13 protein-coding genes are annotated in these 22,101 nt (G+C 30.8%); 6 read left to right on the top strand and 7 right to left on the bottom strand.

Features of this window, described 5'->3' with window-relative positions:
* Positions 1 to 107: 107 nt before the first annotated feature.
* The 7 genes from Q0776_RS00515 to Q0776_RS00485 all read right to left on the bottom strand — a co-directional run bounded on the left by Q0776_RS00515 (position 108) and on the right by Q0776_RS00485 (position 12,028).
* Positions 108 to 965 (bottom strand): AraC family transcriptional regulator, encoded by an 858-nt coding sequence (locus tag Q0776_RS00515; protein WP_298363544.1) that lies wholly within the window; start codon positions 963 to 965, stop codon positions 108 to 110.
* A 44-nt stretch (positions 966 to 1,009) separates the two neighbouring features.
* Positions 1,010 to 2,647: a hypothetical protein gene (locus Q0776_RS00510; protein ID WP_298363542.1), complete on the bottom strand. Its 1,638-nt coding sequence runs from the start codon at positions 2,645 to 2,647 to the stop codon at positions 1,010 to 1,012.
* 259 nt (positions 2,648 to 2,906) lie between these two features.
* Positions 2,907 to 6,155 (bottom strand): glycoside hydrolase family 2 TIM barrel-domain containing protein, encoded by a 3,249-nt coding sequence (locus tag Q0776_RS00505; protein ID WP_298363540.1) that lies wholly within the window; start codon positions 6,153 to 6,155, stop codon positions 2,907 to 2,909.
* A 157-nt stretch (positions 6,156 to 6,312) separates the two neighbouring features.
* Positions 6,313 to 8,340 (bottom strand): glycoside hydrolase, encoded by a 2,028-nt coding sequence (locus Q0776_RS00500; RefSeq protein ID WP_298365107.1) that lies wholly within the window; start codon positions 8,338 to 8,340, stop codon positions 6,313 to 6,315.
* Between the two features lie 127 nt (positions 8,341 to 8,467).
* A complete protein-coding gene (locus Q0776_RS00495) occupies positions 8,468 to 9,556 on the bottom strand; it encodes a sugar kinase (RefSeq protein WP_298363538.1) in 1,089 nt (362 codons plus the stop codon).
* Between the two features lie 23 nt (positions 9,557 to 9,579).
* Positions 9,580 to 10,251 (bottom strand): bifunctional 4-hydroxy-2-oxoglutarate aldolase/2-dehydro-3-deoxy-phosphogluconate aldolase, encoded by a 672-nt coding sequence (eda, locus tag Q0776_RS00490; RefSeq protein ID WP_298363534.1) that lies wholly within the window; start codon positions 10,249 to 10,251, stop codon positions 9,580 to 9,582.
* 166 nt (positions 10,252 to 10,417) lie between these two features.
* Positions 10,418 to 12,028: a tetratricopeptide repeat protein gene (locus tag Q0776_RS00485; RefSeq protein ID WP_298363531.1), complete on the bottom strand. Its 1,611-nt coding sequence runs from the start codon at positions 12,026 to 12,028 to the stop codon at positions 10,418 to 10,420.
* Between the two features lie 294 nt (positions 12,029 to 12,322).
* Here Q0776_RS00485 and Q0776_RS00480 point away from each other — a divergent pair, with 294 nt between their 5' ends.
* The 6 genes from Q0776_RS00480 (at position 12,323) to aldA (ending at position 22,097) form a co-directional block, all read left to right on the top strand.
* Positions 12,323 to 14,959, top strand: coding sequence for a T9SS type A sorting domain-containing protein (locus Q0776_RS00480; RefSeq protein WP_298363529.1), 2,637 nt, complete (start codon positions 12,323 to 12,325; stop codon positions 14,957 to 14,959).
* 91 nt (positions 14,960 to 15,050) lie between these two features.
* Positions 15,051 to 17,600 carry a glycoside hydrolase family 2 TIM barrel-domain containing protein gene (locus tag Q0776_RS00475; protein ID WP_298363520.1) on the top strand — a complete coding sequence of 850 codons (2,550 nt, stop codon included), beginning with the start codon at positions 15,051 to 15,053 and terminating at the stop codon, positions 17,598 to 17,600.
* Positions 17,601 to 17,672: 72 nt separating this feature from the next.
* On the top strand, positions 17,673 to 18,470 hold the full coding sequence (locus Q0776_RS00470; protein ID WP_298363518.1) for an IclR family transcriptional regulator: 798 nt from the start codon (positions 17,673 to 17,675) through the stop codon (positions 18,468 to 18,470).
* A 268-nt stretch (positions 18,471 to 18,738) separates the two neighbouring features.
* Entirely contained in the window at positions 18,739 to 19,755 is a 1,017-nt protein-coding gene (locus tag Q0776_RS00465; protein ID WP_298363516.1) for an alcohol dehydrogenase catalytic domain-containing protein, read from the top strand.
* A gap of 93 nt (positions 19,756 to 19,848) precedes the next feature.
* Positions 19,849 to 20,613 carry an SDR family NAD(P)-dependent oxidoreductase gene (locus Q0776_RS00460; protein ID WP_298365105.1) on the top strand — a complete coding sequence of 255 codons (765 nt, stop codon included), beginning with the start codon at positions 19,849 to 19,851 and terminating at the stop codon, positions 20,611 to 20,613.
* A 29-nt stretch (positions 20,614 to 20,642) separates the two neighbouring features.
* Positions 20,643 to 22,097, top strand: coding sequence for an aldehyde dehydrogenase (gene aldA / locus Q0776_RS00455; protein ID WP_298363513.1), 1,455 nt, complete (start codon positions 20,643 to 20,645; stop codon positions 22,095 to 22,097).
* Positions 22,098 to 22,101 lie beyond the last annotated feature (4 nt).

The following is a 22,101-nucleotide window of genomic DNA, read 5'->3' as shown; positions in this document are numbered from 1 at the left end:
TTTTTAAATGAGTTAATTATTGAAATTTACCCACCGATAACCATATTTTACCTCAAAATATAAATAAGTTAAAATAAATTGAATAATTGCATTTAAAGTGTTGAAAATTAAATTGTTTCACGGTAAGCTTTAGGTGTGCATTTCATAATTTGTTTAAACTGCTTATTGAAATTGGTAATGGAATTATAACCTACAATATAACATACTTCTGAAACAGGTAAATTATCTTGAATTAACAAGCGAGTGGCATTTCTAATTCGTACTTCATTTAAAAATTGAGTAAAAGATTTATTTGTCATTTTTTTAAAAAAACGACAAAATGAATTTGTTGTCATACAGGCAATTTCAGAAACATCAGTTAATCCAATATAACTAGCATAATTATCTGAAATATATTTTAGAACAACATCTATTCTGTCTGAATTTTCCGAAGTATATTGTCGCATATCTGATGAAGATAAAATAGTTTTATCATTGGTAGTAGATAATCTATTTAAAATATCTAATAATTTTATGCTCTGTTCGGCTGCATTTAATTCAGAAAGTTCAATTAACTCGTTATGAAGTGCTTTACTGGTTGTATTTCCAAAACAGATACCAAATTTAGATTCTTCTAACATCTTATTTATTTCAGAAAATTCAGGATTGTCAAACGTTCCTTCACCTATAAAGTTTTTGTTAAATTTGGTAATTATGGTATTAACACTATCGGTTCCATCACCACTATAATAACTAGCATCATTTCTCCACAAATGTGGTAAATAAGGACCAACCAATACCAGGTCTCCTGGAGCAAATTGAGAAACACTATCTCCAACAAAACGAATACCTGTACTTCTTGAAATATATAAGAGTTCATATTGAGAGTGGTAATGCCAAGCGGCATCTAAACAAGGAACTTCTTTTTTAAGGATATTTAACCTGTTGTTTGCTAGTGTATCTGTATTTTTTAGTACTAATTTCATAATTTACACATTTAATTAATATTGCTCAATTTGGTTAATGAATTTTAAATATCAGAAATAAACTGCTTTAGATTTACTTCTCTATTAATATTCAACTTTTTTCTTAATCTACTTCTTGTTGTATGAACACTTTCAATAGACATATTTAAAAGTTGTGCAATTTCTTTACTTGAAAAATTTAATTTAACTAAAGCACAAAGCTTTTGGTCGTTCATAGTTAAATTGGGATAGTCTTTATTTAATTTTTTATAAAAACTTTTATTTATTGATACAAATCTTGCTTGAAACTCATTCCAATTTTCATTTTTTTTATTTGAAATGGAGTTGATAATTTTTTTTGCTTCTCTATTTATTTCGGCTTCGGTTTTTTTAGAAAGACTTTTTTTAATTTGCTCTAAAAAAGCATCCTTTTCAATAAGTTTTAATACTGATGCTGCAAGTTCCTTGTTTTTTAATTCAATAACCTCTAAATCTTTTTGTTTTTCTAATTCGCGTTCTTTCTTTAGTAATTTTTTTTCAACACGATATTTAGTTCTTAAACTTCTAAAAGATATTATACCGAATAAAACTAAAAAAGCAACCAATCCCCAAAGTAACAATTTTTCCAAAAAAACTACTTTCTCATCTTGTTCAAACTGTTTTAATTTTTGCGTTTGAAGAAACTTAATTTGATTCTCTTTACTTTTTCTAAACTCATCCTGAATTTCAAGTAGAGGTGCATTATTAGCACTTCTACTGTCAAAAAAAACAGCGTCTAAATCCTTAGCTTTTTTAAGGGTGTTGTAGGCTTGTAAAAATTTTCCTTTTGAAAAATACAAATTAGATAATCCCTCATAAATTAAAGGAACAAAATCGGTATGTGCTTTTTTTAATTCGGAAATCTCTATTGCTTTTTTGTAACAAAACTGACTTTTTGTAAAATCATCGTTATTTTGAAAACTATCGCCTAAATATTTATATATCAACACTTGATAATTAGGTTGATTTTCAACAAACCAAGGTAATATATTGTTAAAAATAGAAATTGCTTCGTCATCATTTCCTTTAGAACTTTGTATTACAGCTTCTTCAAATTTTAAAAAATGCCATCTCGAATTTTTTTTTGGTTCATTATTGTAATAATAACAACTATCTAAATATTTTTCAGCTAATTTAAAATTATTTAATTCTCTGTATGTTGCTACAAAAGATAAATAATTGTTTAAAAGTTCTCTTTTGTCAAGACTTCCTTCTTTTACAAGTTGTTTTTTTAAATTTAATGATAAGTTTAAATAATGTAATGCCCTATCTTTTCTGTGATAATAACTGTAATGCCTTCCAATTTCACGATATATAGATGCTTTAATGACGTCTTTTTTTGATGCATCTGCGAGAATTAAAGCAGCCCACAATTTATCGTAAGATTCTTTATGGTTTCCTTGATGGCTGTAAACACGAGCCAATTTGTTTAAAATTCTTATTGCTTTAACAGTATCTCCTTTGTTAATATAGTCAGTGTATTCAAATTCTAGTGATTTAATAGAATCAGTTATGGATATTTTTTGATTCAATAATTCACTATTGTATTGTAAAAAAATAGATGGTGTTGAAAATGCAAAAACAACTGATAAAGACCTTAAAACAATTGTAAAAACAATTGTTAAGGTAATTTTGTGCCAGTGTTTATTTAAATTTTTGTGCATTTTAAAAAATAAATCTTGTAAAGCCCTTATTTTATTGGTTAAACTAATATAAGGTAGATTCTTTAATCAATTGTAGTTTTAAGTATAAAATATGTAAATGTTTAGTTTTTATTTAGTTTTTTAAAGGATTAAAATGCTTAAAATGTTAAAATAGAGTTTAAATAAATCAATTTTAATCATTAAAGTAATTGTTGTTAAACCAAAAAAGCTTGCCAAATTTGGCAAGCTTTTTTTAATTTATAAAAATAAATGATTGTTTTTATTCCATTACAAATTCAAAACTGTATTTACCTGAATGAATAATAAATTGAGGTAAGGTTTCAGATAAAGTTCCGTTAACACTAGAATGAATAAGGTCTAAATTCAATGTATAAAAACCTTGCTTTTCTAAATCGAATGGATGTTTTGCTTTTGCAATATTGTCTGCCGAATAAGGCCAAATTGAGAATCCAAATTCTGGTGAACCTTTAATTGATAAACCTGTTTTAGCTTTGCTTGATGTTGCTAATTTTAACCATCGAACATCACTTCTGTTTGCGTTTTCTTGAGGTAATACATAATTGTAAAATAAATCATCAGTTTTAAAGGTAAACTCATCAACTTCGGTTCCTCTTTTTCTATCTATATAGTTTTCCCAAGGGCCTTTTCCGTAGAATTTAGTGTGTTTGTATGCATTTGGAACTCCCATTGTCATACCAAACCTTATTAGCCCTGGTAACGATTCTTTCGCATCCATATCCATTTTTACAACAACACGGCCATCACTTAAAAATGTGTAATTAATTATTAAATCAACCTCATTATTAAACTCTTTTTTAACGGTAACAACAGCTTCATTATTTTTGTTTGAATTACTTTTTACTGAAGTTGTTTTTAATTTATCCCCTAAAAACTCCCAGTATTTTCTATTCTCTCTAAACATTTTGCTACTTGCACCACGTAAATCATTATCAATAGGAGGTCTAAAAAAGTTTGGTTTCAATGGTGAAGCAATTTGTTCTCTACCGTTTTTAATTAACGAAATTAATTCTCCATTAGTTTTAGAAACTTTGGCTGAAAATCGTTTAGCTTTTATTACGATCTCATTGTTAATTTCTGAAGAAGTAATTGCAGATTTTGAGTTAGAAGTATAGTCATTAGAAAACTTTCTTGCTTTTAACAAAATTTGATCTTTAGCTACTTCAAAACCTTTGGCAGCCCAAAATTTATCTGATTTTTCGTGAACGCTAATTTTCACCCAATATTCAGCATTATCTTTAAATCTTACTTTTTTAAATGGAATGTTTAGTGTTGAAGTAGTTGCAGCTTTTGCATCTACATTTTCTAAAACTCCAGATTGTAATTGTTTTCCATTTTCTGATAAGGTCCAACGAACTTCATAAGCATCTAAATCGGTAAAGTTTAAATGATTAATTGCTGAAACTTTTCCGTTTTTAATATCTGCATCTTTAAAGTTAAACGGCTGAAAAATGTATTTACATTCCCAAGCGTGTGGATTTGGCTTTCTATCTGGAGAGAACACACCATTAATACAAAAGTTTTTATCGTTTGGCACATCACCAAAATCACCTCCGTAAGCGAAATATTTTTCACCTTTATCGTTCGTAGTTTCTAAACCTTGGTCAATCATATCCCAAATAAAACCACCAATTAAATTAGGTTTAGAGTTTATTAAATCCCAATATTCACCTAAACCACCAATAGAGTTACCCATTGCGTGAGCATACTCACACATAACAATTGGTCTATCAATGTGCTTATTTTCAGACATTGCTTTTAACTGATATATTTCAGGGTACATTCTACTCAATACATCAACATAATCAGGGTCATCTGGATTTGCGTGTGCAGGGCCTCTAAATAAAGCTTGACCTTCTTCTCCTTCTTTATAATCTGGATCTGTTGGGTCTCCTTGTGCACCTTCATAATGAACAAAACGAGAAGGGTCATAATCTCTAATCCAACCAGCTGCAGCAGCAAAAGCAGGTCCAGAACCGGCTTCGTTACCCATAGACCAAGAAATAATACTTGGATGGTTTTTATCTCTATCAACCATTCGCATAATTCTACTTAAAATAGGAATTGCCAAACTTGGTTGTTGCGGTGCATAACTACCTAAATGATGTGTTTCAATATTTGCTTCGTCCATAACATATACGCCATATTTATCGCATAATTCATAAAAATATGGATCGTTAGGGTAGTGTGAAGTTCTTACCGAATTAAAGTTGAATTGTTTCAATAACTTTACATCAGCTTCCATCTCTTCTCTTGTAAGTGCTTTTCCTCCTGTTGGGCTATGATCGTGACGATTTACACCCATAATTTTAACAGGTTTACCGTTCACTAATAATTCATTTTTATCACTAAAAGCAACTTGTCTAAATCCAACTTTTTGACTTCTAGATTCTACTACTTTTCCGTTTGGATCAGTTACATCAATAACCAACGTGTATAAATAAGGATTTTCAGAAGACCATTTGTTAGGGTTTTGAATATTAGCTTCTAAAAAAGCAAATTTTGTAATATCACGTTGTGGCCATCTTTCAAAATGAATAGCTTCTATGGAAGCAGACATTGGAGTTTTCAAAACTTTTTCATTAGCTGCATTGTATAATTCAGCATTTAGTTTCCAGCCTTTTAATTTCTCTTCGTCTCCTTTCATTGAAATAATTGGACGAATTTCCAATTTAGCATCTTTTAAATCAGCATCGAATTTAGTTCTAACATAAAAGTCGTTTAATGAAATTTTCGGTTGAGCAAGTAACATTACATCTCTATGAATACCACTTAAACGCCACATATCTTGATCTTCTAAATAACTTCCATCACTCCATCTAAAAGCTTGAACAGCAACGCGGTTTTTACCTTCAGAAATATATTCAGTAATATCAAATTCAGCAGCCAATCTACTTCCTTGACTATACCCGACTTTTTTACCATTTACCCAAACATAAAATGCTGAAGAAACTCCACCAAAATGAAGAACAACAGTTTGATTATTCCAATCTACAGGAATTGTAAAATCTCTGTAATAACTTCCAACAGGATTGTCTCTATACTTTTCTACATAAGGAAATTGTGGTGGGTGAGGACCCATATAATTAAAGTTTCTGGTTCCACCATTAAAAATATCTGGTGTAAACGGATAAATAATGTTCGAATAAATAGGTTGTCCGTGTCCTTCTAGCTCCCAATTTGAAGGTACTGGAATGTCTTTCCAATCTTTTGAATCTCCATTAAAATCTTTTGCTATAAAATCTTGAGGTCTATCGTTAGATTTTCCAACGTAGTTAAATTTCCAAGTTCCGTTTAAAGATTTCATTCTAGAAATATCTCTATTTCCAGTTAAGGCATCTTGATGATTTTTGAATGAATAACTTGGAACACGAGAACGCATTTTGTTTTGTTCAAACATTAATTCATTTTCCCAATCGTTTTGTTGAGCAATACTTTGGTTTTGTAAGCCTAAAAGTATTAACAATGTAAGAAGAAGTCTTATTTTCATTTTGCTAACTGTTGTTTATAATATGATGTTTAGTTAAAAGGACACTACTATTTCTAATAGCTGTATTCTGCTAAGTTATAGTCTTTTTTTATTGAAATCAACAAAGTCTAGTTTATATCTAGTAGAAATACAATATGTACAGTTTTTGTTTATAGGTTTAAATACTTGTTTTAAACTGTCCTTTTTTAATCTTTCCGTTTTTAAATTTTACTTGGTACCCAAAAGCAGGAATTGTTATTCCATCAGGTGTAGTTTGTTTAACAGGTCCCATATTAACCATTACTTCTGTATTTGAAGAAAAAGTTGTTTTTTGAAGATTAAAATCAGCGCTTAAATATTCATGACTAATTAATTCTTCAAAGAAAGTTTCTTTATTAACAGGGCTAACTACTTCATTGGCCATTTTAATCATATCTTTCATTCCGTCAAACTCATAAGGTGAAAAGAAAATTGTTGTACCTATACCGTATAAAATGTTTCTTAAACTCTTTACTTTAAAGTCTCCGTATTTTGACATTTGGTTATCTGGATCTTGAATTTTTCCAAACACAGCAATAGCATCATGATAAACTAAATTGAACAAAGGAGCTGGGTGAGAAAATTCCCAAAGATTGGAATTTTTATATGTCATACCTTCAAACATATCAAAATAAGGAATCCATTGTTGTTGACCGTGCTCAGTACCATTAACTAAATTTAGAGAATCAATATATTTAGCTAAATTAAATAAGCCCGTATTGTCTTCATCTGGATAAGTAGCAAAAGAAATATCGGTAATATCAGCTTCTAAACCTAATGCCGCGATTTCCTTATGTAAACTTTTTTTAGCTAAGCCTAATTGTTTGTTCTGATCTATGTTTGCCCATCTGCTATTTGTATTTATTAATTTTCCATCTTTACTTTTAGCGAATAATTCTGTGTTAAATTCAGGATCGTTTTCTAAAGTGGCAGAATAAGCATGGTATGATGAGTATAAATATCCATATTTTTTAGTTAAGTCAACTGCTTCTTTTAAACCAGCTACACCTCCTAAGTTTTCATTAATAGGCCAGCAATTTGGTACAAAATTAGAAAATACTCCCCAAGCATGGAAAAAAGCATTGTCAACACCTAAGTCATTGTGTGTTGTATTTATTATATTGCTTAAATCTTTAAAATTGAAAGCCATGCCTGGCATTTCAACATAATGAGGATAACCTCCATACAATCCCATATAAATGGCTCCTTGTAATTTTTTTACATTAGAATCTCTCTTAGCCTTATCTTTCAATGAAACAAAATAACCTCTTTTAATGGCTTCTTTTCTGTAAACTTTTGCCATTTCAACATGTGTTCCATTAGGAATAAATTGATAGCTGATAATTTTTTTCTCATTTTTTCTGTTCAAGTTCCAAACAGGATCTAAAAATTCTATTCTTTTATTAGGTGACATTATACCTTTAGGAGTAAATAAATACTGACCATTATTGTTAATATTATAAAACATACTCGGTCTTGCAGATTCATCAATAATACCAATAACCGCTGATTTTTCATTATAGGTTCCCCACCAAGGCATTGATAAACCAATGTTGTTGTTGAATAGAGGTAATTTACCTTTTGATCTGCCATAATAAGTAGCATCATCCCACATACAGAATCGACCTCCGTTCATTGGGAAAATGTAAGAAGGACATATAACACCTTGCTTTTGAGGAATTACAGCGGCTCCTTTATCAACATCTGTTTCTAAACTAAAAGCTCTAGCGGGATATCTTAGTTCAACCAATTTGTTGTTGCCTGCTTTGTAAGAAATAACTTCAACATCTAATTTAGTAGGAGTTAATCGGATCTCGGTTTTAATTGATACTCCATTAGCAATTGTGTTATTATTTAGCTTAGGATTGTCAAAACTAATAGATACTGTTGTTTTATCTTTTTTGTTTACTTCAATAGATTCGCTATTTGAAATGTTAACATCTTGAGATTTTCCTTTTGAATCCTTTATTGTTAAAATACCAGCGGCATTTTCCCAAGGGTCTGGATTCCATATTTGTCCAGATTTTTTTTCTGTAACTTGAAAAGTTCCACTTTTTGTATCAACTATTACTTTGATTGAGTTATTTTCTAAAACAACCTGTTCAGAGCTTGTGTTTTGTTCAGTTTTTATTTCTGTTTGAATTGTTGTCCAGCTTTGAACTAACATCAAACAAAAAATCACAAGTGTAAGACTTGTGATTTTTTGTAATTTATTTTTAGTGATCATATTTAAATTATAATAATTCATTTTTTTAACTGAGAAGTAGAGTATTACTACTACTTCTTTTATAAATTTATCTTACAACTCTACCAGATCCAGAACCTCCCATAAGAGCTTCAACTTCGGCACGCGTTGAGTAATTAAAATCTCCTTTAATTGAATGTTTTAAACAAGAAGCAGCAACACCATATTTTACAGCAGTTGCAGAATCGCTTAATTCAGGTGTGTTTAAAGCAAAAATTAAACCTCCTGCAAAAGAATCTCCACCGCCAACACGATCTACAATATTTTTAATTTTGTATGATTCGTAATTTCCTTCAGCATCTAATGGTGCAAAAGAAGGTGTGTCCGTTGCAGCTTCATAAAGCATAGCTCCCCAATTGTTGTGTGAAGCAGATAAACTTTCTCTTAAAGTAATTGCTACTTTGCTCACATTTGGAAATTGTGCAACAACTTGGCGTGCAACATCTGGATATCTTGAAGTGTCTAACTTTCCAGAATGTACGTCAGTATCACCAGCTCTAATTCCTAAAACATCGTGACAATCTTCTTCATTTCCAATAACAACATCTATAAAAGGTAAAATTTTACGCATTGTTTCTTGTGCTAATTCACGAGCAGATTTTGAAGAGTCCCATTTCCAAAGTTTTCCTCTAAAATTTAAATCTATTGAAACTTTTGCCCCAGCAGCTTGAGCTTTTTGAGCGGCTACTAAAGTTGCTTCAGCAGCATTTTTAGATAATGCAGGTGTAATTCCACTTAAATGCAACCAGCCAGCTCCATCAAAAATTTCAGCCCAATTATATTCACTTGCAGGTGTAACTGCAATTGAAGAATCTTCTCTGTCATAAATTACATTACTTGGGCGTTGGTTTGCACCAGTTTCTAAAAAGTAGGTTCCTAAACGACCATTGTCGGTTCTTAAAACATATTGAGTGTCAATTCCAACTGAACGAACAGCATCCATAGTTGCTTCAGCTAAAGAATGTTTAGGTAATGCTGTTACATAACGCGCTTTTCCTCCAAAATTACATATTGATGCAGCAACACTTGCTTCAGCACCAGCATACGTAACCTCTAACTGACGAGTTTGACGTAAACGCATATTACCAGGAGCCGCTAAACGCCCCATTATTTCTCCAAAAGTTACAATTGTTTTCATGATATATATCTTTATTTTTTTAGTTAACCTCTTATTTGTTTTACTAAGTCTGTTATTTCTTTAGCATTTGCAGTTATTTGATCCCAGTTTTCAGCTAAAATTAAATCGCGTTTTGCAATCCAAGAACCACCAATGGCTGAAATTAAATCAGATTCTAAATAACTTTTAGCGTTACTCATATTTACACCTCCTAAAGGAATGTATTTAATTCCTAAGTATTGATATGGAGCTCCCATGTTTTTTAAATGATTCATTCCACCTGCTGATTCTGCTGGGAAATATTTAATAACTCTACAGCCTTGTTCAACTGCCATTTCAATATCGGTTGGAGTCATAATTCCTGGAGAAAATGATAATCCAAGTTTATGAGCTTCAGCAATTATTTTTGGATTACAACCTGGAGAAACTGCAAAATCAGCACCAACATCTTTAACAGCTTTTACTTGCTCAACTGTTAAAACTGTTCCAAAACCAAGGCATACTTCAGGTAGTTCCTTTTTTATTGCTTTTGCAGCGTCTAAGGCAGCTGGAGTTCTTAATGTAAGTTCTATAGTGTTTATTCCTCCTTTTAAAAGTGCTTTAGCTACTGGTACCGCGTGTTTTACTTCATCAATAATAAGCATTCCTATAATGCCAGCTTTATTTACTTTACTTATAATTTCAGGTGACATTGCCTGTTGTTCTATTGGATACATAATTTTTATTTAGTTTAAATATTTTTTAGTTTAATTGGTCTAAAATAGTTAATGAAATTAACTATAGCAAAATAAACAAATAAAGCCGATTTAAGGTTTCTTTAATTTACCTTTTAATCACATAAAATTACCCTAAAACATTGTACGGAAGTTTTGTTTAAAAGTTTTAAAATGAGCTTATGAACTCTTCAAGATTGTCCTTTCTAGTTAAACCTAATTTTTTTCTTAATCTATATCTAGAAGTATGAACACTTTCAATAGAAATTCCAAGTAAACTAGACATATCTTTACTAGATAAATTTAATTTAACCAATGCGCAAATTTTTTGATCGGTTTGACTTAATTGTGGAAATTTATTCTTTAAATTATTGTAAAAACTTTGATTTATTGTGGTAAACCTAGCTTCGAATTCTTTCCAGTTATTGTTTGGGGAACCCTGAATAGTTTTAAGCATTCTTTTTATTACCTCAGTATCTAAAATTCCTTTTTGTCCTTCAACTTTTTTCTTTAAATTTTCAATAAATTCCTCTTTTTCAATAAGTCGAAGCGCAGATTCGGTTAATTCTTTATTCTTTAATTCAAGTATTTCTTGTTGTTTTTGATTTCGTAAATTTTGTTTTTCACTTAAAATTCGTTTTTCATTCTTGTGTTTATTTCTAATATGTTTTATCCAAATAAATCCAAAAAGTAGTAGAAAAATAATTGAAACAGATAATATGGTAGTTTTTAAGAAAAATACTTTTTCTTCATTCTCCAAGTCTTTTATTCTCTGCTCGTTAATAAATTGTTCTTGTTTGTCTTTTTCAATTCTGTATTTATCCTTTATTTCTAATAAGTGTTTGTTGTTTTCACTTTTACTTCCAAAAATTTCCTCATTTCTAATCTTAGCAAGCTTTAAGTAATAATAGGCGTCATTTAATTTATTTTGTTCGAAATATAAATCGGATAATGCTTCATAAGCAATTAGCTTGTAATTTAAATGTCTATTTAATTTGTTTGAAACATTTAATGATTCTTTAAAATGAGATATACTTTTATTAAAATCTCCTTTCAATCTATAAACTTCACCTATTAAAGCATGAATTATGACTAAATAACCAGAGTCTTTTTTTTCAAAATGGTTTTTCGATTCATTTAATATTTCTAAAGATTTATTGTATTTACCATCAAAACCACTTAAAATTCCGCGCTCGGCTTCTAAATAATAACTTTTAGAATTTGTAGAATATGAATTTTTTATTTGATAACAACTATCTAAATAAGCTTTAGCTAATTTGTAGTTTTTGTTTACACGGTACAAGTTTAAAATTGAAAAATAATCACTTTGAAGATATGCTAGATTGGTTTTTGTTTTTGGAAGGTTTTTTCTAATGTTTATAGAAAGGTTGAAATATTTTAGAGCTTCATTATCTCTTTTATAAAAACTATAAAGCCATCCAAGTCCTTGGTAAACTTTTGTTTGGGAAGCGATATCTTTAGATTTTTCAGATAATAATAGTGCTTTCCAATATCCGTCATATGCTTCGCCGTAGTTAACATTGTGCGAATGGATTGTAGCTAATTCTAAAAGAAAATTAATTGCGGAAAGAGTATCTTTTTTTTCAATATTTAGTTCGTATCCTTTATTTAAATAATAAGCTGCACTGTCTGGTTTTTCAAACTTAAGCGAAAGAGCTTTTTTTAGAATAAAATCACTATTATTTAATTTTTGACAATAAAAATTTTCAAAACTGAATAGAAAAAAAATGAATATATTAACAATAAATAACCTTCTCATGTGAAATATCTTGAATGCCTCAAATATAATTAAATATTGTCAGTTTTGTTTTGGTTATTTTTTAGTGTTGTTCAGTTACTTAATTTTTAAAAAGTTCTTGTAGTAGTGTTATAATAATTATATTAATTGGTTTTAACGTTTTTTTAATTGTTTGAAATAAGGTTGTATAATTATAATGTACAGATTTATACTATTATTTTTTTTTAATTGTTGAGTTTTCGTCTAGTTTTTGTTTTAGTATTCATGAATAAATAAATGCAACTTTGTATTCAGATAATTAATGTCAATTTTACAATGAGTAATATTCAATCATATTTAAAATATTTGTTAGTTTTATGTGTAACAACATCGGTGTTTTCGCAGATAAATGTTACTGCAAATTTAAATGTAAAACATATTGTTGGTGATGTTTCAACTTTTGATAGGTCTAAGTTTATAGTTATTCATGCCAATCAAACCGAAAAAGAATGGGATGGAGATAATTTTACAGCCGATTTAAGAAATGATTTTTTAAATGGATATGATGTTTATTTAGGAAGAGATACCGGTGGAATTACTTGGAATTTAAACAATATGAGTGAGGATCCTTCTAGACCTGGTTTTGCTAGCCCAAGTGAAATTGCTTCAAAAGGGGTAAATTCTAGAAATAATTTTCAAAGTAAAACCAATCTTCATCAATATGAAAATAGAAAAAACGCTACAATTGCCGGTCAGTTGCATCCTTTCTGGACCGGTGAGGGACAAAAAGCTACTCAAAAAGGTTGGAAATTAGCCAATGCAACTGCTACAGGTGAATTTATGGGGCGTTATTTTAATGAATTTCACGGGCAAAATGGTCAAAAAAAACCATCGTATGTTGAGGTTATTAATGAGCCGGCTTATGAAAGTTTAGGAGGGAAATTAAATTACACGGGTTCAATTAAAGAGATAGCTGATTTTCATGTAGAAGTAGCAGACGCAATAAGAGCACAGGATCCTAATTTAAAAATTGGTGGTTATACAACAGCATTTCCCGATTTTGAGGTTGGGGATTTTCAAAGATGGAATAACAGATGGAAACAGTTTATGGATATTGCAGGTGAAAAAATGGATTTTTGGTCTATTCACCTCTATGATTTTGGTTCTATTAGAGGTGGTGAAAAAGAATTAAGATCGGGTAGTAATGTAGAGGCCACGTTTGACATGATGGAGCATTATAGTAAGCTTTCATTTAATAAGGTAAAGCCTTTTGTAATTTCAGAATATGGGGCGCAAACACATGATTATAATAATAAACCATGGAGTCCTTATAGAGATTGGCTTCATATAAAAGCTTCAAGTTCTTTATTAATGTCGTTTCTAGAGCGTCCAAATTCTATAGCTTCGGCTATAAATTTTATTATTTGTAAAGCGGAATGGGGCTATAACAATGATAAAGATATTCCTTATCCGAGTAGATTGATGAGGAAGGAGAATGAACCTTCTAGTTATACCGGAAAATGGGTGTATACAGATATGGTTAAGTTTTTTCAATTGTGGCAAAATGTGAAGGGAACTCGCGTAGACACAACAACCGATAATTTAGATATACAAGTTAATGCTTATGTAAATGGAAGTAAAGCTTATATAATTCTTAATAACTTAAATTTTAAAACCGAAACAATAAATTTAAATGTTTTCGATACTAAAAATGTTGCTATAAGTAGTGTTTTAAAAAGACATTTAACCTTAAAAGGAGAAACACCTGTTTTGGAAGAGGAAACCTTAACTTCAGTAATTAATTCTGTTGAGGTTGGAGCAGAATCGACTGTAATTTTAGAATATACATTTGAAAATGAGATTACGCTAAATGAAACCTCTAATGAAACCAAATATTACGCAACTGATTATTTAAAATCTATTGAAGCAAATCAGGCGCGTACTTTTGAAATAAATAATGTTTCAAAATCATCTTATGGTGAAGCTGTTCTTCGAATTGGAGTTGGACGAGAGCATGGAAAAATATTACATCCTAAAGTTAAATTAAATAATACATCTATTGATGTTCCTGAAAATTGGAGAGGTTACAATCAGGCTCAAAGAGAACGATTTTTTGGGGTTTTGGAAATTCCGCTGCCATATGATGTGTTGTCGACAAATAATACCATTGAAATTGAATTTCCAGACTCTGGCGGACACATAAGCAGTGTAACTATGCAGGTTTATGAATTTAGTGACAATATAAGAGAAGTAAAACCATCAGATATACCTGCTAATAATTATCAAATTAAAACAATAGGAACAACTTGTCCGGATTCTAATAATGGAAGCATTTCAATATTAACTGTTAGAAATTTAAATTACAAAGCACTTATAACTTCAACTGGGTATTCTAATAATTTCGATTTTAATAAAGAATTAAATGTTGAAGGTTTAGCGGCCGGAATTTATAAAATTGAAATTACCATTCCAGATTTTCCAGAATATAACATTGAATTTTCTTTAGAGATTACGAAACCAGATAATTTGATAGTTTCATCAAAAGTAAATAAGTTCAATAGGACAGTTACTATTAACTTATCTGGAAATGATAAATATTTTGTAAAAGTAAATGGATTAACTAACACTATTTATGAAAATACAATTGAGTTACCTTTAGATTATGGGTTTAACGAAATTTCAATTTCTACAAATAAAGATTGCCAAGGAGTTTATTTCGAGAAACTATTTATGGGAAAAGATATGTTAGTGTATCCAAATCCGGCAATTAATAATGTTACACTTTCTGTTCCAAAAGAATTGGTGGGTGGTGAAATTTCAATTTATGCGGCTACGGGAAATTTGATAAAAAAACAAAATGTTATTGCAATACACAACAATATTCTTGTTTCTGAAATACCAACAGGTTTTTATTTTGTAACCGTATCAAAACATAACGAAATTAAGCTGCAATCTAAATTAATTATTCAATAATGCTATTATTTTAAATTATAGTGTTCCTTTAAACTTTTTAATTATTGGACTTTTGTTAAGGAAAATGGAAGTCCCTTTAAAAAATAAAAAAATGATACAAATAAAAAAAGCTTCTTTTTTTTTATTGGCTTTTCTTTTAATAGCAAGTTGCTCTGCAAATAAGGAAACTGAAATTAAAAGAAATTCGGATTTTAATTTAAATTGGGAGTTTTCATTATCTCAAGAAAATGTTAGTATTAATGATATTTCTCAGTCCGAATTTAAAATATTGAACTTACCACATGATTGGGCTGTTGAAAATGAATTTGATCAATCTTTGGGAGACGATGCAATTGGGACTGGTTATTTGCCAAGCAAAGGTTACGGTTATTATAAAAAAACATTCGATATTCCTTTTGATGAAAATAAAGTAACTTATGTTCTATTTGATGGGGTTTATAACAATTCTGAAGTTTCAATAAATGGAACAAAACTAGGTTTTCACCCTTATGGATATTCACCTTTCTATTTTAATATTTCAAAATATTTAAATAAAGATGGAAAAAATAATGTGATTTCTGTGAAAATTGATCATACCAGATTTGCAGATAGTAGATGGTATACTGGAGCAGGAATTTACAGAAATGTAGAATTAATAAGTACCAATAAATTACATATTCCAATATGGGGAACATTTGTTACTACTCCTCAAGTATCTAAAGCGAAAGCAACAGTAAATATTGCTATTTCGGTTAAAAACGATTTTTCTTCGGATGAAAATGTAATGGTAAAAACAGTTATTGAAGCTGCAAATGGAAATGCTGTTTCTTCAGTAAATACTGAAATTAAAATTACGGCAAATTCATTAGAAAAAATTAGCCAAAATATAGATATTGTAAATCCTTCTTTATGGAGTGTTGATACTCCAAATATGTTTAAAGCAGTAACTTCTATTATTAAAAATGGTAAAGAAGTAGATTCTTATACTACTAATTTTGGAATAAGAAGTATAAAGTTTGATACGGATAAAGGTTTCTTCTTAAACGGAGAAAATATGAAAATAAAAGGAGTTTGTATTCACCATGATGCCGGTATGGTTGGAACTGCAATTCCAAAAGGAGTATTAAAAAGAAGATTACAAATTTTAAAAGATGGTGGTGTAAATGCTATTCGCGTTTCGCATAATCCAGCTTCAAATGAGTTATTAGATTTATGTGATGAAATGGGCTTTTTAGTGCAAGATGAATTTTTTGATGAATGGGATAATCCAAAAGATAAACGTTACAATCAAAACGAATCTAAAAGTACCGATTATATTACTCGTGGTTATGGAGAATATTTTCAAGAATGGGCTAAAAAAGATTTACAGGCGGTTGTGTTAAGTCATAGAAATCACCCTTCAGTTTTTCAGTGGAGTATTGGAAATGAAATTGAATGGACTTATCCAAGAAATGCTGCCGCAACTGGATTTTTTAATAATATGAGTTGGAGTGGGAACTACTTTTGGGCGGAACCGCCATATTCAACTGAAGAAATTAAAAAACAATTAGAAACGTTACCAAGAGGTAAATATGATATTGGTGAAACTGCTCAAAAATTATCTAAGTGGACAAAAGAATTAGACCTTACGCGTCCTGTAACCGCAAACTGTATTTTGCCATCGGCCAGCCATTTGTCTGGTTATGCTGATGCGTTAGATATTGTAGGGTATAGTTACAGAAGAGTGTTGTACGATTATGGTCATAAAAACTATCCAGAAAAACCAATTATGGGTACAGAGAATTTAGCACAATATCACGAGTGGAAAGCGGTGTTGGAAAGACCACATATTTCGGGAATTTTTCTTTGGACAGGTTTCGATTATATGGGTGAAATTAGAGCGCCTTGGCCAACAAGAGTGCAACCTTCAGGATTGTTAAATACAGCGGGTTTTACAAAAGGGTCGTATCATATGATGAAAACATTGTGGTCTAATGAGCCTCATATTTATTTTGCTACTCAAAAAATAGAAAAGTCATTAAATAAAATTGATGCAAACGGAAAAATAGCTCCAAAAGATCCAGAAAAATGGAAGAGACAATTATGGGAATGGTACGATATTAATGAGCATTGGAATTATGAAGAGGGTGAAGTTATTTCAGTTGAATTATATTCAAATTGTGAAGAAATTGAACTATTCTTGAATGATAAATCTTTAGGGGTGAAAAAGTTAGTAGATTTTGATGATCATATATATAAATGGGGAGTTCCATTTGTTGATGGTAAATTAATAGCGAAAGGTAAAAAAGATGGAAAAGAAGTTGTTTCGGAATTACATACTGCAAGAAAATCAACTGGAATATCTTTAATAGCCGAAGAGAAAACCATTAAAGCTAATAATTATGATGTTGCGCATATAGTTGCTCAATTGGTTGATGAAAATGGAAACCCAGTAAAAACCGACGATAAAGAAATTACTTTCGAAATTAAAGGTGATGCAAAATTATTAGGAGTTGATAACGGTTGGAAAAAGAGCATACAAAAATTTCAAACAAATGTTAATACAACTCATAATGGTAGAACATTATTAATAATTCAGGCAAAAAATAAGGTGGGAAAGGTTGAAATTTTGGCGAAAGGAGACGGGTTAGAAGAACAAAGTGTTGTTGTTACTATTGAATAATTAAGGTGTGGATAAAAGAATAATATCTTTAACAATTTTAGTTTTACTTTTGTTTTAGTTCAAATGAATTATATGAAAAACAAGAAAATAGAAATAAAACCGACATATAGTGTGCCAAATTTGGAGCGTGGATTGTTAATAATTGAATTGTTGGCAACAAAAACAAAAGGATTAACACTGTCTGAAATTATTCAATCATTAGATATTTCAAAATCAAGTGCTTTTAGAATAGTGAATACGCTAATTCTAAAAAACTATTTACAAAAGAATGAAACGACAAAAAAAATAACACTTTCTAGAAAATTACTTACACTTGGTATTTCATCTATGAATGAACAAAGCTTAGTAGAAATGTCTATTGATGTTATGCGCGCAATGAGAGATGAATTAAAAGAATCCGTGATGTTGGGAGTTATTTTGGGTGATAAAGGAACAATTTTAGAGCAAGTTTCCTCTTCTTATCCTGTGAAATTATCGGTAGAATTGGGTACTCAATTTTATTTGCATAGTTCCGTTGGAGGAAAATCTATTTTGGCATTTTTACCTAAAGAAAATGCAGATCAAATATTAAAAGGGAAAAGTCTAGCAAAGTTCACCGAAAACACCATTGTTTCAATGAAAGCTTTTAGGGATGAACTTGCAAAAGTGAGAGAGTTGGGTTATGCGGTTGATAATGGAGAAGACATACAAGGTATTCATTGTATCGGCGCTCCAGTTTTTAATGAATATGGTTTTCCAGTTGCTGCCGTATGGATTACAGCGCCTCACGGTAGGTTGCCGCACGAAGAATTTGACATGAAAGGAAAAATAGTAGCGAAGTACGCAAGAGAAATTTCGCATAAATTGGGATATTTAGATAGCGCTATTTAATTATTGAATTAAAGGTGTTTTTAGTGTTTTGATGATTATATGTTGGAGAAAAACATTTTTTTTTGAATATTTTTCAGAATAAAGAGATGTGATTTGATTGAAGTAAATGAGAGTTGACGATTTTATTGTAGTTATCTAAAGGTCTTTTAGTTAGGTGTAAAAAAAATGATAAAAAATTTGAATTAATAGGTAGTTTATTTAATAAATTAATTTGTATATTTGTTTCAAATAAGAAACAAGTTTACTATTTGAAACAAAATAATATAAAATGAAAGCAACACAATACGAAGGAAATAAAACCTTCACAGTTTTTGAAAAAGAAATTGAGCAACCAGCAAAAGGCGAGGTTAGAATTAAAGTAGCATATGTTGGTGTTTGTGGTACAGATGTGCATATTTATCATGGAATGATGGATAAGCGTGTTAAAATGCCAGAAACTATCGGACATGAAATGTCAGGTGTTATTGATGCGCTTGGAGAAGGTGTTACAGATTATGCTATTGGAGATAAAGTTGTAGTTCGTCCATTAGATGATCGTTTGGTAAAGCCATCAGATAAAGGATTCAATCACATTTGTGAAGAATTGAAATTTATTGGAATTGATAGTCCAGGTGCTATGCAAGAATATTGGAATGTTCCAACTTTTACATTACATAAATTAAAGGAAAATACAGATTTAAAATTGGCAGCTTTAATTGAGCCGTTATCAGTGGCAACTCATGATGTTAGAATGAGCGGATTGGTAGCTGGTGAAACAGCTGTAGTTTTAGGTGGTGGTCCAATAGGATTATTAGTAGCTATGGTTGCTAAAGAAGTAGGTGCAAATGTTATTATTTCTGAAGTAAATGAAGCGCGTATTGAAAAAGCTAAATCTTTAGGATTTGATGCTGTAAATCCAATAAAAGTTGATTTGGTAGCTTACGTAAAAGAAAAAACAGAAGGTCGTTTAGCCGATGTTGTTTTTGAAGTTGCAGGTGTTCAGCCAGCATTAGATGTAATGACAGAAGTTGCAGGAATTAGAGGTAGAATTTTAATGGTTGCAATTCACGGACAAAAGAAAGAAGTTGACTTATTTAAATTCTTCTGGAAAGAATTAAAATTAATAGGTGCTCGTGTTTATGAAAAAGAAGATTATGAAAAATCTATTCAATTAATTACAGCTAATGAATTGCCTTTCGAAGAAATGATTACAGATGTTCAACCATTAAGTAATATTCAGCAGGTTTTTGAAAATATAGACAAAAACCCTGACGGAATGAAAGTATTAATGGATTGTACTTTATAATATAATTGTTGATTTGTGTAAAAGCTGAATTTAACAGATTTCAGCTTTTACACAATTTAACGCTTAATCAAATAAAAATATATAACAATGAGTATTTTAGATAAATTTAGTTTAGAAGGAAAAACAGCTTTAGTGACAGGTTGTAAACGAGGAATAGGAATGGCAATGGCTGTTGGTTTAGCTGAGGCTGGTGCCAACATTATTGGTGTTTCAGCGTCTTTAGAGAAAGAAGGAAGTGATGTTGAAAAAGCAGTAAAAGCAGTAGGAAAAAACTTTAGCGCTTATCAATGCGATTTTTCAGATAGAAAAGCATTATACGCGTTTATTGCAGAAGTAAAAAAAGACCATCCACAAATTGATATTTTGGTAAATAATGCAGGAACTATTTTAAGAACTCCAGCAGCAGAACATCCAGATGAAATGTGGGATAAAGTAATCGAGGTGAACCAAAACGCACAATTTATTTTAACTCGTGAGTTTGGTAGAGATATGATTGCAAGAGGTTCAGGAAAGGTGATTTTCACAGCTTCATTATTAACATTCCAAGGAGGTATTACTGTACCTGGTTATGCTGCAAGTAAAGGAGCAATTGGTCAAATGACTATGGCTTTTGCTAATGAGTGGGCAGGAAAAGGAGTAAATGTAAATGCAATTGCACCAGGATATATTTCAACTGATAACACAGAGGCTTTAAGAAACGATCCAGTGCGTTCAGAATCTATTTTATCTCGTATTCCAGCAGGTCGTTGGGGAGATGCAGTAGATTTTGCAGGACCAACTGTATTTTTAGCCTCAGAAGCAGCAGCATATATGCACGGAGCTATCGTTCTTGTAGACGGTGGTTGGATGGGTAGATAATACTAATTTTAATCAATAAAAATCAAAGAATGTCAGAAATTAAAGATTATCAGTTATTTATTAACGGAGAATGGAAAACATCAACTTCAGGAGAAACTATTGATATTATTAGTCCTTCAAATGGAGAAGTTGTGGCTCGTGTTCAAAATGGTACCGCCGAAGAAGCAATAGAGACCCTTGAATTTGCTGATAAGGCTCAAAAAGAATGGAAAAAATTACCTGCCCGATCAAGAGCAGATTTATTATATAAATTGGCTGATGAAATTGAAGCGAATACTGAGTATTTAGCTCAATTGTTAACAAAGGAACAAGGGAAACTTTTAAAAGTTGCTCGTTTTGAGGTTGCAGTTACGGCTTCATTTATAAGATATGCTTGTGAAGGCGCACGAAGAATCGAAGGAGATATTATTCCTTCGGATAATCCAAATGAACAAATTTGGATTCAAAAAGTTCCTCGTGGAGTGGTAGTTGCAATTACTGCTTGGAACTTCCCATTAGCATTGGCAGGACGTAAATTAGGTCCAGCTTTAGTTGCAGGAAATACCATTGTGCTTAAACCAACTTCTGAAACACCATTGGCAACTTTAGAGCTAGGAAATTTAGCAAACAAAGTAGGAATTCCAGCAGGTGTTATTAATATATTAACAGGTCCTGGAAGAGCAATGGGTAATGCATTAGTTGAGAGTCCAATTTGTAAAATGGTAACAATGACTGGTTCTACTCCGGTTGGTCAACAAATTGCACGTAATGCAGCTAAAAACTTAACCCATGTTCAATTAGAATTAGGAGGAAAAGCACCATTTATTGTTTTTGCTGATGCAGATATTGATGCAGCTGTAGATTCTGCTTTGCATTCTCGTTTCGATAACTGTGGTCAGGTTTGTACTTGTAACGAACGAATGTATATTCACGAAGACATCTACGATGTGTTTATGGAAAAATTCATTGCAAAAACAAAAGCTATAAAAGTAGGAGATCCAATGTTGGAAGATACCGATATGGGACCTAAGGTAAATGCTTCAGAATTAAAGCATATGGAACATTTAGTAGCAGTAAGTATTGAAGAAGGTGCAACAGTTGCAACAGGAGGAAAAAGACCAGCGGGAGCTGAATTTGAGAAAGGATTTTGGTTTGAACCAACTGTACTTACAAATGTAACTCAAGATATGACAATTGTTCATGAGGAATCATTCGGTCCAATTTTACCAGTTTTAAAATTCAAAACTTTTGAAGAAGTTATTGGTTATGCAAATGATTGCGAATATGGTTTAGCCGCTATGGTTTTTACAAATGATATGAATACCATTATGAAATGTAATGATGAATTGGAATATGGTGAAATCTATGTTAATAGAGGACATGGAGAACAACATCAAGGTTTCCATAATGGATATAAATTATCTGGTTCTGGAGGTGAAGATGGAAAATATGGTTTTGAACAGTATTTAGAAAAGAAAACTTTCTACATAAAACATAAAGCTTAATTAA

The organism is uncultured Lutibacter sp. (genome assembly GCF_947495725.1).
In the GTDB taxonomy this organism is placed as follows: Bacteria; Bacteroidota; Bacteroidia; order Flavobacteriales; family Flavobacteriaceae; genus Lutibacter.
This window is presented reverse-complemented; position numbering and strand designations above follow the sequence as displayed.